Origin of the sequence: Acinetobacter sp. YH12241 (genome assembly GCF_013417535.1) — a bacterium.
Taxonomy (GTDB): domain Bacteria; phylum Pseudomonadota; class Gammaproteobacteria; order Pseudomonadales; family Moraxellaceae; genus Acinetobacter.
The window spans coordinates 1-13,382 of the sequence record NZ_VPDQ01000045.1 but is presented as its reverse complement, the minus strand read 5'-3'; the positions used below and the strand labels follow the sequence as shown (position 1 = coordinate 13,382).

Genomic DNA, 13,382 nt, shown 5'->3' with positions numbered 1-13,382 from the left:
GCCTATTTAAGTGATGTGCTGAAAAGGTTGCCGACACATAAAGTGACTCAGATTGAAGAATTGCTACCACACCGCTGGAAACCTGAACCGAATTAAAAAATAGGCATGGGGTTCAGCGGACGCTTACTTTATATCGCAGAGCATCATGGCTTCATCATAGATATATGAATATTAAGATAAATAAAAAGCCCTATAGTCTCTCCCGTTACTATAAGGCTTATAAAACGCTGTAATTTTTTTCTTAATTACCTACTTTTCGATGTAGGTTATGAATATATTTTACCTATTGGTAAAAATAAAGATATAAGACAAAAGATGAATACGTTAGGAATTCCGCGTAAAAACTACTAATTTCGTATAACCGCCATTATGTTAAATGGATGGTTTTTAAACGGATTATGTACCTAGTTTTGATTAGAATTACTATGGATCTTTAGTAACATCCTATAACAGACTTTAGAGCATTAACTATATGAATTTAAACTCAATAAAAGATCAATTATATTATTCTACTGTAATGATTGAATCTGCCCAATCTTCAGGAACAGCCTTCTTACTTTCTAAAAAGTTTGGCGAGCTTAGCAGAGTTTATTTAGTAACTAATAAACATGTCGTTAAAAATCAAACCGAATGTAAGATTAGATTCCATAAATCAGAATCTCTTGATCCGAATAATAAAGTCGGGGATTTTGTTCATAATTTTACGAATGAAGAGTGGGTTAATGGTTGGAAATTTCATAGTGATGATGAAGTCGATTTAGCAGTATTTAATCTGACGGAGACAATGGCTACTCTTCATGAACAAAAGCAATATATCTTTTATCGTTGTTTAGATACAAATATGATCGCAACTAAAGAAAAAGCAAAAGAAGTTATCGCTATGGAGAGAATATTCTTTGTAGGTTATCCAAATGCTTTTAGAGATGAACTTAATAATTTACCTATTGCGAGAAGTGGATATTTAGCTACTCCTTTATATTCTGATTTCGAAGGAAAAGAAGCATTTTTGTTTGATGCTAGTGTCTTTGAAGGATCTAGTGGCAGTCCAATTTGCATAGTAAATGAAAATTTTGAAACTTACTCCGACACAATGGGAAATACTAAAGTGAATGCACGTTGTATTTTAGCTGGAGTAAATGCTAGTACAGTTACGAGAGTCAGAGATAGTCAATATTTAGATATTGGATATGCATGGAAAGCTCATAAAATTTTAGAAATCCTTGAACAGAATCAAATATAATTCAAGTCTATCTGAAATTAACATAATACACCTTATACGAAATCATTAATAAAACCTTAATATAATCAATGTATTATTCTGTACAAAAAAGCCTAAGAGACCACTCTTAGGCTTTTTCAGTGATTTTTCGTGTTCCACGCTCAATAACTAAGCAATGTTCCACAAGTTTATTCAGTTTTAATAAACCTCATCCGGTTTTTTGATGAGTCATTATTTCATGTGCTTGCACTGAAATTGGCTCATCAAAAAATTGGAGTCCTGGCTAACCATAAGGAAGGAAGAAACGGCTCAGGAAGCCCCTCTTTTTAGGCTCAGGCTCAACGTGTTCAGGGACAGGGATACGTTTATTGTCTTTCTGAGGAGTAGTCAATCCGTCATAGTTTGACTCAGTCTGTGGCCGAGGATCTGTTGCTATATTCGAATTAGTAGATTCATTTAGTTGATTAATATTTTCTTGTTTTGGCTGTTCTAAGGTGCCCTTAAACTCAATTCTATGAGTAAGATCTTCAATATGTTGCATCAAAGACTTTTCTCTTTGATTTGCTAACTCTAACTGATTTTTGAGTAAAGAAATTTGATCTTTTAATACATTTTCAACTTCAGATTGAACGTGTACTTGTACATCCTTTTGAACTTGTTCAGTACGTGCACTGGACTGAACACCGACTGGATTGCCATAAACTCTGATAAGTTCAGACAAGTCTATAAGTCCATCATGATCTCTTGATAATTCACCACTTTTTAAAGCCTCGTATATTGTTGTACGTGATTTTTTAAAGGCTTTACTTGCGTCCATAACGCTAAATTTTGTTGTGTTCAATGGAATCCCTCAGTGCGTGTACAAGGATGTTTATGTGAACATCCAATCTGAACATGAAGTTTATTTTGTATTAAAGCCTACTTTTTTTAGATATGGGAGTAGTTCTTCAAATTTTTGTGGATCTCGTAGCATTTCAGAAATTCGAACTGCAAATTGTGAGTAGCTTTCAGTACCTTGAGAATATTTATTCATCTCTGGAAGCTCAGACAGTTTACTGGCAAAAAGATGACGCTGTGCATCGGTAAATTTTGAGAAAATCTCAAGAGCAGTTTGCTCTTTGTTATGAGCTATAACGACTTTTTTCAGTTTAAAGTTGAATGAAAAACCAGAAATATTACGTCCCTTTTTATGTTGCTGACATTGGACGTTAATATCCGTGTGTTCATTAATTTGGGCAATAGCTAGATTTAATACTCGATCTTTGAAATTTCCCATTCTTGTATATTCATCATCAAGAACGCCTATTTTTTGTCTGAACTCTGCTAGTTCGATAATTGGAGTTTGACCCGTACTACGCCAAGCAATTAATAATTCATACAACCGCACAGCATAAGCACTGCTGAGATTACTAATCTGTTGTAACTCATATTTAGTGAATTGTTCTTCTAAACGTGTAATAAGTGGCACGATTGCAGGGGCAAATATTAACTTTACTGTAGCCTCATCATCGATATATCTAATCTCGCTCACCCAGCGACTTAAAACATTCTCTACATTTCCTCTTTTATTAATTTCTTGATAGCTAAATTGACGTACAAATAGATCCTTACAAGCATCTTTTAACGCTTGGTAAGCTGTTTGTCTTGCAACATTAAATTGATTTACATAACTCTCAGCATGCACTTCTAAGGGGTCATTTGCATTGATTCCTCGACCACTATCTCTTGCTTCGACGATAGCTAATAAGATCAAACGTTGTTCTACTAAGTCTAAGTTATAACTCGCATTAATTAAGGCATTATCTTTAACTACTAAGTCCCGCATTTTATTTGTCTACATTATTACTTATGAATATAAATCTATAATAATAAATATGTAGATTAATGCAAGGTAAACGTAGTTAAATCTACAAAAAAAATAATGTAGATTATTGGTAGGTAAACGTAGTCATATTGGTAGGTAAACGTAGTCATATTGGTAGGTAAACGTAGTCATATTGGTAGGTAAACGTAGTCATATAAGATCTAGAAGCCTTTATTTACAAAGTCTTGAGCATGTCTAAAAGCATTTAAAAGCTTAAAAATAATTAAAAGCCCAGGGAATGAAAAATTGCCCTTGGTTTTCGCTTCGCTCAAACTCTATTGAATCTCGCTTTCGCTCGATTCGTCGGGGCAATTTTTGGTTCATGTTTTCGTGACTTTTAGAAAAAGCAAAAGCAACTCGGAATTCGCTTCGCTCATAAGCTTTTTTTTCTCGCTACGCTCGGTTTAGGGATCAAAATTGGAAAGTTCGCACCCATTCGGGATGCTCTGTAAAGCAGGTGATTGATGGATAGGGAGCTTGTAATCAGGGAAAGGGATGGGCAAATTTTCTCAGTTCGCTCGTAGACACTCGCTCTGTTTAGCGACTCATGCCACGAGATTTCATTCTAGGCGCATGTTGCTGTGCTTTGAGTTGTTGTTCTTGTCTGAGTTTCAGCTGTTGTTCTGCTTTGATCTCATTCACACATTTTTTAATGACTTGATAGGTTGAGTATAGAGTCTGGTATTGCTTGGCTTTGGCCGGATGTTGTTGTTGGTACTGCTTCCAGGCATGTTCTTTGAACTTTTCATTTTCCAATAAATCCTTCATACCATGTTTTTTCTGGTGTTCATGCTGACCTTTTAGCTTTTTGTGTTCCTGATAAACCTCGTCACGTTGGGCTTCCCAGGCTTTTTTTCCAAACAGTAAGGGTTTGTTCTGGGTTAATTCATTGTGTTGATCGACCAGACTTTGCAACTTGTCATGACTTTGTTTGAGTCTGTTTTTCACGATGTCTTGGGCGAGCTGCTGACTAAACTCATTTTTATGCTTTTGCATCTTGCCCAAGGTGTTTTCTGCCTTTTTAAAAACATCCTGCATAAATTCTAGGTCTAGATTCGCGTCTTTTGCGCTGATTTCGCGATTTAGCACTTTGCCAAGGGTTTCCCTCTGTTTTTCTTCAAACAGGGCTTTTTCGTCAATTGGTGGCGTTTTAGCACTATTTTTGATTTGGATCTGCTGTTCAGTTTTTAGTGTATTGAGTTTGATCTCATTTTCAGCAATCAGCAGATCCATATTTTTGCCGTATTGCAACTGAGCCTGATTTCTCTGTTTGATTTCGTCATTGCTTCGGCTGATTTCGGTCTCAATCCCTTTTCGGCGCAGTTCGGTGACTTTCGGCCCTTCGTGCAGCGTGGCTTCTAAACCATTCTCCTGGTCTTTGTAGCTGCGGTGGTCGACTCGGGCAGTGTATCCAGCCAGATCCAGGTGCATATTGCAGATATCGGCAAAGTGTTCGCGCCAGTGTTCGATTTCTCCACTGTGTTTCTGATCCAGTTCCCGGGTTTTCTCGGTGAAGCCTTCCGGAGTAAGTTTGCGTGTGCTCATCAGGATATGCGCGTGATAATTGCGTTCATCACTACCAGATCCAGTATGCGGTGCATGAATACAGGCATCGACGGCCACCTGATGTCTGTCCACGATACTGGCGCATAGCTCTTTGAGCATGGCCAGGCGTTGTTCCTGATTTAATTCACTTGGAAAAGCGATTTCAAATTCTCGGGCAACTGTCGAGTTTTTTCGGGTTTCCCGTTGTTCAACTTCGTTCCAGAGTCTTTCCCGGTTTTTTAAATGTTCTGGTGCGCCTTCGGGTAAATAAATTTCTTTATATTCCACACCTGTTTTTCGGCTGTAATCATGTTCTCGGCCCTCACGTTCACAATAGATCTTTTCACCTGCCCGATAGGCAATCGCAGCAGTAGCGGAACGCCCTGCTGATCGTGCTACGGTTTTGACTGAAAAGTGGTAAATCGCCATGCCTATTTTTCGCTTTTAAATTTTCACGTAGTGAAATACAACCGTGGATACGGTTGTCGGGGTATTGGGGAGACCCCAATCGGACTTGCAAACGAAGTTTGCATAAGTGCGCTCTTCGAGGAAAACATTACTATACATATAGCACCTTGAATGCAGATTCAAGTGCGCTTATGTTAGGGATGGTTTCCCAGGATGATGGTATTGGATTAATGAGCGTTACTGAAACACTAGACAGCAAAATCAAGGTACAGGAAGAAAAGTTAAAGCAGTTAAAGGCTCAAAGGCAGGCAGCACTAGCAAGAGAACGAGCCAAAGAGAAAGAACAGGCTCGAAAGGATGATACCAGACGTAAGATTTTGATCGGATCTTGCATGCTAAAAATCACTGAAGATGATGAACAAGCCAGAGCTAAACTAATTGCTCAGATGGATAAGTATTTAACGGATGAGCGTGACCGAAAGCTTTTTAATCTATAAATTTTGAGAGATGAGTAGTGGAAGATTCAACACTTAATGAGTTAATACGTAATACAGAATTATTCTTTGAACATCACTGGAATGTAGATCTATTAGGAAAGCCTCCTGAATGGTCACCAGTACATTTTAATTTTGGAAAAATTCCTAATTACGATAAACAAGGTGTATATGCGTTTATCAAAGGGGATTTAGTGACTTATATCGGTGTTGGGACTTCTAGAGGTGCTGGCCGTTATCGTGGTAATGGCTTAAGCGCCAGGGTAATGAAATATTGCCGATGGAATGAAGATAAAACTGAATATATTGCGATAGATCCAAGACTGAAAGATGCTGGGTCCATCATTACAATAGGCTTTGAACGTGATACGGCTTATTTAGCAAATGCCCTAGAAGTTTTTCTTATCTCTAAAATCCAACCTGTCCACAATGTGGTTAAAGTTGGTATGTAATCTCCCCTAAGAGATTCGATGTTAAACAAGATAATTTATTAAAAAAAGATTGATATGTATTAAAAAAGAACGTATATACTATTTGTATATACAAAAAATGGGTTGTTGGGTTATTTATTACTCTATTAATTGATTTTTTTGCTTTTATTTCATTGACTAATCCTTAGTTATAGTAGATATTTCAATCAATGGATGTATATACAAATTGTATATATAAAACTATAACATATTGAGGGTAGAATAATGGTTGATGATAATGACCCTTTTCTCATCATTTCTGCTCGTGTGCGACGTAAGTTGGCAGACAAGCATTCAGTGGTACCTGCAGAAGTTTCGCAGTGCTTTCTTAACTATACTGAGAATAACTTTTTAGAAGATTCTCGGGAAAAAAATAAGACTAACCCACCAACAAAGTGGTTCATCTCTGAAACTGATTCAGGGCGGTTGTTAAAGGTTTGTTTTATTTATTTAGAAGATGTTCAAAAGATTGTTATTAAGTCTGCTTTTGAACCTAATCAAAATGAATTAAATCTCTTCTTTCCAGAAGACAGTTAATTCTTAGACAAATTTGAACATTCTGAGCAGTGAAGACTCATCATTGTTCAGAGTGTTCGGGTTATCTGACTAATCCCCCATCTTGGTCGATGGGGTTTTGTTCAGATATACATTAAATACGCTTATATAAAGTGACGTGAAGAAAACACGAACAAATTGTTTATGGGTATAGAGTATGAAAAATATAGATCAACATTCACCTGAAATAGCAGATCTTGAACTAGATGATGCTACACAGTGGGAAAGTAGAGAATTAGGATCAGATCCTCAATTTGCAAGATCTACATCGGTTCCAGCATCTTTCCATGAGTTATTAAATAAATCTAATAATATGCAGATGATTTCAATTCGGTTGCCGAAAGATCTTATAGATGATTTGAAAAATATCAGCAAGGCTCAAAAAATGGGGTATCAAGCATTAATGCGTGAAGTATTAAAGCGTTTTGTCGAGGCTGAAAAGAAAATTATGTATAGAGAACTTATGAAAGCTAATCAGGAATTAGAGCAGCAATTAAAAGATGCAGAAGAACTTTTAAAAAAACATGGTAAAGAAAGAAAAATGGCATAAGTTATTGAATTAATTAATTTAAATTATATTTTAATTGGAGATTTAAATTGGCTATCGTGAATAAAGATACAGAAAAATTTATAGTACAAATAAATAGTTCAAAAGAATGGTGGGCTAATACCTATAGTGCTGGGGATACAGTACCTGTTTCAGGTATTTATAAATGTAAAGGTTGTAAGAAGGAAATAACTAGTAATAAAAATGATCCATTTCCTCCCCAGAATCATCATCAGCATACTGCATTAGCTGGAAAAATAGAGTGGAAACTAATAGTAAGAACGGATACTGAAGGAAACGATTGCGGACTCTAATAACTTCATTTGTTAAATATACTAAAATATTTAATAAAAACAGTTATTTATATAATAAAAACCCCGGCATTCTGCCGGGGTTTTCGTATAACCACCATTATGTTAAATAGAGGGGAAATCTATTTTTAAAGTGATAAAATTATTGTAGTTATTTTAAGAATAGCTGCTTTTGATACTTGATCATCTATCCTAATTAAAAACTGTTTTTTAATAATTTGGAATATAAATAAGATTTAGTTAAAATTAACATTATTCATATAAATTAACATTATGTATTACATTTACTAATAATTTAAAATAATTAGTAGAAAAAAATTATGTTTTAATTATTTCTTTGATTATATAAATTGAGAGTAAAAAATGATTAATACGGAATTTTCAGAGTGTATTTCTGCATGTACAAACTGTTCACTTATTTGTACTGAATGTGCAACTTCTTGTTTAAAAGAAAAAGATTTAGAGATGATGCGTGAATGTATTCAACGTTGTCTAGAATGTGCAGATATTTGTCAGTTATGTGTGCGTATGCAACAACATAACTCACCTTTCCTCAAAGAGATTTGTGAGCTTTGTGCTAAGATCTGTGAATATTGTGCGGAAGAGTGTGAAAAACATTCACATGATCATTGTAAAAAATGTGCTGAGGCTTGCCGTCAGTGTGCAGAAGAATGTCGAAAAATTGCCATGTAAAATACTTCAATAATGTTAATTATATGGCTCTAGACTAACATAATCATTCTGCTAGTCTTAGAGCCTTTCCTAAAATTAACATAATACACCTTATGCGAAATGCTTGATTTTTTTTATTATATATCAGTATATTAGCCTAAGCCGCTCTAGGAAGTAAGGCACCAGAGCGGCCCTTTCTTTATTTTTTATGTTCCACGGTCAATAAGTAATCAATGTTCCACGATTTTATTCAGTTTTAATAAACCTCATCCGGTTTTTTGAGGAGTCATTATTTCATGTGCTTGCACTGAAATTGGCTCATCAAAAAAGTGGAGTCCTGGTTAACCGTAAGGAAGGAAAAAACGACTCAGGAAGCCCCTCTTTTTAGGTGTAGGCTCAATATGTTCTGGAACAGGGATGCGTTTGTTCTCTGGAGTAGTCAATCCGTCATAGTTCGATTCAGTCTGTGGCCGAGAATCTGTTGCTATATCCTGTTCAGATTCATGATCGGTAAACGTAGTCATATTGGCTTTTGGAGCTTCCAGTAAGCGCTGCATGGCCTCAATCTGTTCTTGATAAAACGATTCACGTTCTAATGATTGATTTTCTCTCTGTATTGCCTGATTTAATTGTTTTTCCAGCATGTCAACTTGACGTTTTAGCAAGTCAACTTCTGTTAAGTTATGCCTACTAGTTGATTGACTTTGGTTGACACTAGAATTGCTTTTTTGTGGTTCCCCAAAAACTCTCAAGGCTTCTGAAAAGTCAATTAATCCATCCGATCCTTTTGATAAATTTCCTTTCTTTATATGGGCATATACAGCTTGTCTTGAATATCCATATAATTTCGCTAGTTCTGAAACTGACAGTTTTTTCATTATGTAAACCAGTTTTCAAATAGTGTTAATAGTTGATTGTTAACTTTACTATGTCAATTGACATCATTCATTGAAAGCCGACTTTTCGAAGTAATGGCATAAATTCTTTTAATTTATTTGGCTCTTGCAGCATGGTTACAATCCGAGCAGCAAACTGTTCATAGCTTTCATTACCTTGTGAAAGTTTAGCCATCTCAGGAAGTTCTGATAATTTACTAGCAAATAAATATCGTTGTGCATCAGTCAAATTGATTTTTAGCTCTTTGTCCTGACTAATGTCATTGGCTGTATTTGTTGCTGACTTTTTCTGTTTGAAGCTAAATGAAAAGCCCGTAATGGATCTGCCGGTTTTATGTTGTTCAACTTTGACATTAATATCGGTATGTTCATTTACTTGCTTTAATGCAATATCTAAAACATATTTCTTAAAATCGTACATCCTTTTGTATTCAGTCTCGAGTACACCTATTTTTTGTCTGAAATCGTAGATAGTTATAAGAGGCGTTTTTCCGGTACTACGCCACGCAATCAATATTTCATATAAGCGAACAGCATAAGCACTCGTTAAATTGCTTATTTGCTGTATCTCATACTTTGTAAATTGTTCTTCTAATCGAGTTATTAAAGGCACAATAGCTGGAGCAAAAATAAGTCTAACGACAGCCTCATTATCAATATAAGCAACCTCGCTTACCCATCTTGACTTGTGATTAATGACATTACCTTTTTCACTAAGACTTTGATAACTGAATTGTCTTGCAAATAGGTCATCGCAAGCATCTTTTAAGGCTTGATAAGCAGTATTTCGATGTACACCAAATTGATTGATATAACTTTCAGCATGAACTGTTAATGGATCATTAGCATTTATCCCTTTACCTGATTCCCTGGCTTCAACGATAGCTAAAAGAATTAATCGTTGTTCTACTAGATCAAGGTTATAACTAGCATTAATTAAAGCGTTATCTTTGACAATTAGTTCGGTTTTCATATGAAAAATTTATATTTTTAAGTCAATAAGACGAGGTTATATTATCAACTCGCTTAATGCAAGGTAAACCTCGTTTTAATGCAAGGTAAACCTCGTTTTAATGCAAGGTAAACCTCGTTTTAATGCAAGGTAAACCTCGTTTTATAATCTCTCAAAGCCTTATAAATTCAGGTTTACAGGCTATCTAAAAGCATTTAAAAGCTTAAAAATAATTAAAAGCATATTTCATGAAAAATTGCCCTTGGTTTTCGCTTCGCTCAAACTCTATTGAATCTCGCTTTCGCTCGATTCGTCGGGGCAATTTTTGGTTCATATTTTCGTGACTTTTAGAAAAAGCAAAAGCAGCTCGGAATTCGCTTCGCTCATGAGCTTTTTTTCTCGCTACGCTCGGTTTAGGGATCAAACTTGGAAAGTTCGCACCCATGCGGGATGCTCTGTAGGGTAGGTGATTAATGGATAGGGAGCTTGTAATCAGGGAAAGGAAAGAGCAAATTTTCTCAGTTCGCTCGTAGACACTCGCTCTGTTTATCGACTCATGCCACGAGATTTCATTTTAGGCGCATGTTGCTGTGCTTTGAGCTGTTGTTCTTGTCTGAGTTTCATCTGTTGTTCTGCTTTGATCTCATTCACACATTTCTTAATAACTTGATAGGTTGAGTATAGAGTTTGGTATTGCTTGGCTTTGGCCGGATGTTGTTGTTGGTACTGCTTCCAGGCATGTTCTTTGAACTTTTCATTTTCCAATAAATCCTTCACACCATGTTTTTTCTGGTGTTCATGCTGACCTTTCAGCTTTTTGTGTTCCTGATAAATCTCGTCACGTTGGGCTTCCCAGGCTTTTTTTCCAAACAGTAAGGGTTTGTTCTGGGTTAATTCGTTGTGTTGATCGACCAGGCTTTGCAATCTGTCATGACTTTGCTTGAGTCGACTCTTCACGATGTCCTGGGCAAGCTGCTGATTGAACTCGTTTTCATGTTTTTGCATCTTGCCCAAGGTGTTTTCGGCCTTTTTAAAAACATCCTGCATAAATTCTAGGTCTAGATTCGCGTCTTTTGCGCTGATTTCGCGATTTAGCACTTTGCCAAGGGTTTCCCTCTGTTTTTCTTCAAACAGGGCTTTTTCGTCAATTGGTGGCGTTTTAGCACTATTTTTGATTTGGATCTGCTGTTCAGTTTTTAGTGTATTGAGTTTGATCTCATTTTCAGCAATCAGCAGATCCATATTTTTGCCGTATTGCAACTGAGCCTGATTTCTCTGTTTGATTTCGTCATTGCTTCGGCTGATTTCGGTCTCAATCCCTTTTCGGCGCAGTTCGGTGACTTTCGGCCCTTCGTGCAGCGTGGCTTCTAAACCATTCTCCTGGTCTTTGTAGCTGCGGTGGTCGACTCGGGCGGTGTATCCAGCCAGATCCAGGTGCATATTGCAGATATCGGCAAAGTGTTCACGCCAGTGATCGATTTCTCCACTGTGTTTCTGATCGAGTTCCCGGGTTTTCTCTGTAAAACCTTCTGGCGTAAGTTTACGTGTGCTCATTAGGATATGGGCGTGATAATTGCGCTCATCACTGCCGGATCCGGTATGCGGTGCATGAATACAGGCATCGACTGCTACCTGATGTCTGTCCACGATGCTGGCACATAATTCTTCGAGCATGGCCAGACGTTGTTCCTGGTTCAGTTCACTTGGAAAGGCAATTTCAAATTCCCTGGCTACAGTCGAGTTTTTTCGTGTTTCTCGCTGTTCTACTTCATTCCAGAGTCTTTCCCGGTTTTTTAAATGCTCTGGTGCGTCTTTGGGTAAATAAATCTCTTTATATTCCACGCCAGTTTTTCGGCTGTAATCATGTTCCCGGCCTTCACGTTCACAATAGATCTTTTCACCGGCCCGATAGGCGATTGCAGCAGTGGCGGAACGCCCTGCGGATCGTGCTACTGTTTTGACTGAAAAGTGGTAAATCGCCATGCCTATTTTTCGCTTTTAAATTTTCACGTAGTGAAATACAACCGTGGATACGGTTGTTGGGGTATTGGGGTTCCCCCAATCGGACTTGCAAACGAAGTTTGCATAAGTGCGCTCTTCGAGGAAAACATTACTATACATATAGCACCTTGAATGCATATTCAAGTGCGCTTATGTTAGGGATGGTTTCCCAGGATGATGGTATTGGATTAATGAGTATTACTGAAACACTAGACAGCAAGATTAAGGCACAGGAAGAAAAGCTAAAACAGTTAAAGGCTCAAAGACAGGCAGCACTAGCAAGAGAACGTGCTAAAGAGAAAGAACAGGCTCGTAAAGATGATACTAGACGCAAAATTCTAATCGGATCTTGTATGCTAAAAATCACCGAAGAAGATGAACAGGCCCGGGCAAAATTGATTGCACAGATGGACAAGTATTTGACTGATGAACGTGATCGTAAGCTCTTTAATTTATAAGTAATAGGAAATCAATCATGGCATTGAGCCAATTCGATATTATTAAGTCTTTAGGTGAATCTATTGAATGGTTTGAAAAAGAACTCTCTTGGGGAATGCCTATTGCAGAATTAAGGCATCTAACAGGAAGAATTGGGGAACTTTATGTAGCTATGATGACCTTAGGGCAATTAGCTGATTCAGTTAATCAGAGAGGTTATGATGTAGTTTCCAGTACTGGACAAAGAATTTCTGTTAAGACTGTTACTACAGCAAGTCATGTCGATTTTAATCTTAAAACGATTGAGTTAGTGGACAGAATTATTGTTTTAAGAATTAACCCAGAGGACCTCTGTATTGAAGTAGTCTATGACTTAAATATGGAGCAGTTTCAGGCTAAGTCACGAGAATACAAAGGGAAATATATTTTAGGTATTTATAACAAAATATTTTTAGCTAATTCAAAAATAAATATAGGGTTAAATATTCCTACTGAAACAGAACTGAAAGTTGAAAATAATCATGAGCTATTGATTTTAAATAATATTTTTTATGATGGATATGAGATAAAACAATATGAAAATGCAAAAATTGAAGTTTATAAGGATGGTGAAAAACAACCATCAGCTAAAGAAATTTTGAGGCAGATAGCCCTCCCTTTAAATGTCTCTTTAAATAATTCAGCCGGAAATCCTAAAAATACTCAGCAATTAGGGGATCATGTGATCAAGGCAATAAAGAACTTTAGATCAACCTGATTTCGCATAAGAGATTTTATGTTAAATTTTTTATATCAAAATTTCAAAGTGTACTGATGAGTACACTTTGAATGGGTTCTAACACCCGAATTTCGTATATGAGATTTTATGTTAAATTTTTTATATCGCAGATTCAAATCCCAAGTGCAACACATTTGTAATTAGTTGAAAAAGTTAGGTGTATTCATAGAATCATTAGACTTTTTCAACTCGCAATTGGAAAGCACACAATGAAGAAATACACCCAACTTTC

The 13,382-nt window shown here is 36.5% G+C and carries 16 protein-coding genes; 10 read left to right on the top strand and 6 right to left on the bottom strand.

All coding sequences use genetic code 11. The features are described from left to right. Both FTV18_RS14780 and FTV18_RS14775 read left to right on the top strand, forming a co-directional pair. The coding region (locus FTV18_RS14780) for a transposase domain-containing protein (protein ID WP_075175639.1) at positions 1-96 on the top strand (96 nt) is incomplete at its 5' end. 376 nt (positions 97-472) lie between these two features. After that, positions 473-1,240, top strand: a complete 768-nt coding sequence (locus FTV18_RS14775; RefSeq protein ID WP_180033314.1) for a trypsin-like peptidase domain-containing protein — start codon at positions 473-475, stop codon at positions 1,238-1,240. A gap of 262 nt (positions 1,241-1,502) precedes the next feature. On the opposite strand, the gene FTV18_RS14770 is transcribed toward FTV18_RS14775, so the two are convergent. The 3 genes from FTV18_RS14770 to mobQ (FTV18_RS14760) all read right to left on the bottom strand — a co-directional run bounded on the left by FTV18_RS14770 (position 1,503) and on the right by mobQ (FTV18_RS14760) (position 5,057). Further along, the gene (locus tag FTV18_RS14770) at positions 1,503-2,060 is read right to left on the bottom strand and encodes a plasmid replication DNA-binding protein (protein ID WP_227656918.1); all 558 of its coding nucleotides are present in this window, start codon (positions 2,058-2,060) and stop codon (positions 1,503-1,505) included. Between the two features lie 60 nt (positions 2,061-2,120). Beyond that, positions 2,121-3,044 carry a replication initiation protein RepM gene (gene repM, locus FTV18_RS14765; protein WP_005021644.1) on the bottom strand — a complete coding sequence of 308 codons (924 nt, stop codon included), beginning with the start codon at positions 3,042-3,044 and terminating at the stop codon, positions 2,121-2,123. Positions 3,045-3,620: 576 nt separating this feature from the next. After that, the gene (mobQ, locus tag FTV18_RS14760; protein WP_059264791.1) at positions 3,621-5,057 is read right to left on the bottom strand and encodes a MobQ family relaxase; all 1,437 of its coding nucleotides are present in this window, start codon (positions 5,055-5,057) and stop codon (positions 3,621-3,623) included. A 209-nt stretch (positions 5,058-5,266) separates the two neighbouring features. Here mobQ (FTV18_RS14760) and FTV18_RS14755 point away from each other — a divergent pair, with 209 nt between their 5' ends. From FTV18_RS14755 to FTV18_RS14730, 6 genes are all read left to right on the top strand, one after another. Then, positions 5,267-5,533: a mobilization protein gene (locus tag FTV18_RS14755; protein ID WP_180033315.1), complete on the top strand. Its 267-nt coding sequence runs from the start codon at positions 5,267-5,269 to the stop codon at positions 5,531-5,533. A gap of 17 nt (positions 5,534-5,550) precedes the next feature. After that, on the top strand, positions 5,551-5,982 hold the full coding sequence (locus FTV18_RS14750) for a hypothetical protein (RefSeq protein ID WP_004986359.1): 432 nt from the start codon (positions 5,551-5,553) through the stop codon (positions 5,980-5,982). Positions 5,983-6,225: 243 nt separating this feature from the next. Then, a complete protein-coding gene (locus FTV18_RS14745) occupies positions 6,226-6,537 on the top strand; it encodes a hypothetical protein (protein WP_004986363.1) in 312 nt (103 codons plus the stop codon). Positions 6,538-6,712: 175 nt separating this feature from the next. Next, the gene (locus tag FTV18_RS14740) at positions 6,713-7,105 is read left to right on the top strand and encodes a CopG family antitoxin (protein ID WP_004986364.1); all 393 of its coding nucleotides are present in this window, start codon (positions 6,713-6,715) and stop codon (positions 7,103-7,105) included. A gap of 56 nt (positions 7,106-7,161) precedes the next feature. Further along, positions 7,162-7,416 carry a protein L gene (locus FTV18_RS14735; protein WP_228156254.1) on the top strand — a complete coding sequence of 85 codons (255 nt, stop codon included), beginning with the start codon at positions 7,162-7,164 and terminating at the stop codon, positions 7,414-7,416. Positions 7,417-7,776: 360 nt separating this feature from the next. After that, the gene (locus tag FTV18_RS14730) at positions 7,777-8,106 is read left to right on the top strand and encodes a four-helix bundle copper-binding protein (protein WP_004641881.1); all 330 of its coding nucleotides are present in this window, start codon (positions 7,777-7,779) and stop codon (positions 8,104-8,106) included. A gap of 320 nt (positions 8,107-8,426) precedes the next feature. Here the strand turns inward: FTV18_RS14730 and FTV18_RS14725 are convergent, their stop codons facing one another. The 3 genes from FTV18_RS14725 to mobQ (FTV18_RS14715) form a co-directional block, all read right to left on the bottom strand. Next, entirely contained in the window at positions 8,427-8,963 is a 537-nt protein-coding gene (locus tag FTV18_RS14725) for a plasmid replication DNA-binding protein (protein WP_004786457.1), read from the bottom strand. Positions 8,964-9,030: 67 nt separating this feature from the next. Further along, positions 9,031-9,954, bottom strand: a complete 924-nt coding sequence (repM, locus tag FTV18_RS14720; protein ID WP_004282204.1) for a replication initiation protein RepM — start codon at positions 9,952-9,954, stop codon at positions 9,031-9,033. Positions 9,955-10,479: 525 nt separating this feature from the next. Next, positions 10,480-11,916, bottom strand: coding sequence for a MobQ family relaxase (gene mobQ / locus FTV18_RS14715; protein ID WP_180033313.1), 1,437 nt, complete (start codon positions 11,914-11,916; stop codon positions 10,480-10,482). Positions 11,917-12,125: 209 nt separating this feature from the next. Between mobQ (FTV18_RS14715) and FTV18_RS14710 the strand changes: the two genes are divergently transcribed. Further along, complete coding sequence (locus FTV18_RS14710) at positions 12,126-12,392, top strand: mobilization protein (protein WP_146064288.1); 267 nt, start codon at positions 12,126-12,128, stop codon at positions 12,390-12,392. 17 nt (positions 12,393-12,409) lie between these two features. Continuing rightward, on the top strand, positions 12,410-13,129 hold the full coding sequence (locus FTV18_RS14705; RefSeq protein WP_180033312.1) for a hypothetical protein: 720 nt from the start codon (positions 12,410-12,412) through the stop codon (positions 13,127-13,129). Positions 13,130-13,382: the final 253 nt, after the last annotated feature.

What these genes read in the sequence shown, in the direction of transcription:
- repM (WP_004282204.1), bottom strand. Translation starts at nt 9,954, where the DNA reads ATGAAAACCGAACTAATTGTCAAAGATAACGCTTTAATTAATGCTAGT.
- FTV18_RS14710 (WP_146064288.1), top strand. Translation starts at nt 12,126, where the DNA reads ATGAGTATTACTGAAACACTAGACAGCAAGATTAAGGCACAGGAAGAA.
- FTV18_RS14745 (WP_004986363.1), top strand. Translation starts at nt 6,226, where the DNA reads ATGGTTGATGATAATGACCCTTTTCTCATCATTTCTGCTCGTGTGCGA.
- FTV18_RS14705 (WP_180033312.1), top strand. Translation starts at nt 12,410, where the DNA reads ATGGCATTGAGCCAATTCGATATTATTAAGTCTTTAGGTGAATCTATT.
- FTV18_RS14755 (WP_180033315.1), top strand. Translation starts at nt 5,267, where the DNA reads ATGAGCGTTACTGAAACACTAGACAGCAAAATCAAGGTACAGGAAGAA.
- mobQ (WP_059264791.1), bottom strand. Translation starts at nt 5,057, where the DNA reads ATGGCGATTTACCACTTTTCAGTCAAAACCGTAGCACGATCAGCAGGG.
- mobQ (WP_180033313.1), bottom strand. Translation starts at nt 11,916, where the DNA reads ATGGCGATTTACCACTTTTCAGTCAAAACAGTAGCACGATCCGCAGGG.
- FTV18_RS14725 (WP_004786457.1), bottom strand. Translation starts at nt 8,963, where the DNA reads ATGAAAAAACTGTCAGTTTCAGAACTAGCGAAATTATATGGATATTCA.
- FTV18_RS14740 (WP_004986364.1), top strand. Translation starts at nt 6,713, where the DNA reads ATGAAAAATATAGATCAACATTCACCTGAAATAGCAGATCTTGAACTA.
- FTV18_RS14775 (WP_180033314.1), top strand. Translation starts at nt 473, where the DNA reads ATGAATTTAAACTCAATAAAAGATCAATTATATTATTCTACTGTAATG.
- FTV18_RS14730 (WP_004641881.1), top strand. Translation starts at nt 7,777, where the DNA reads ATGATTAATACGGAATTTTCAGAGTGTATTTCTGCATGTACAAACTGT.
- repM (WP_005021644.1), bottom strand. Translation starts at nt 3,044, where the DNA reads ATGCGGGACTTAGTAGTTAAAGATAATGCCTTAATTAATGCGAGTTAT.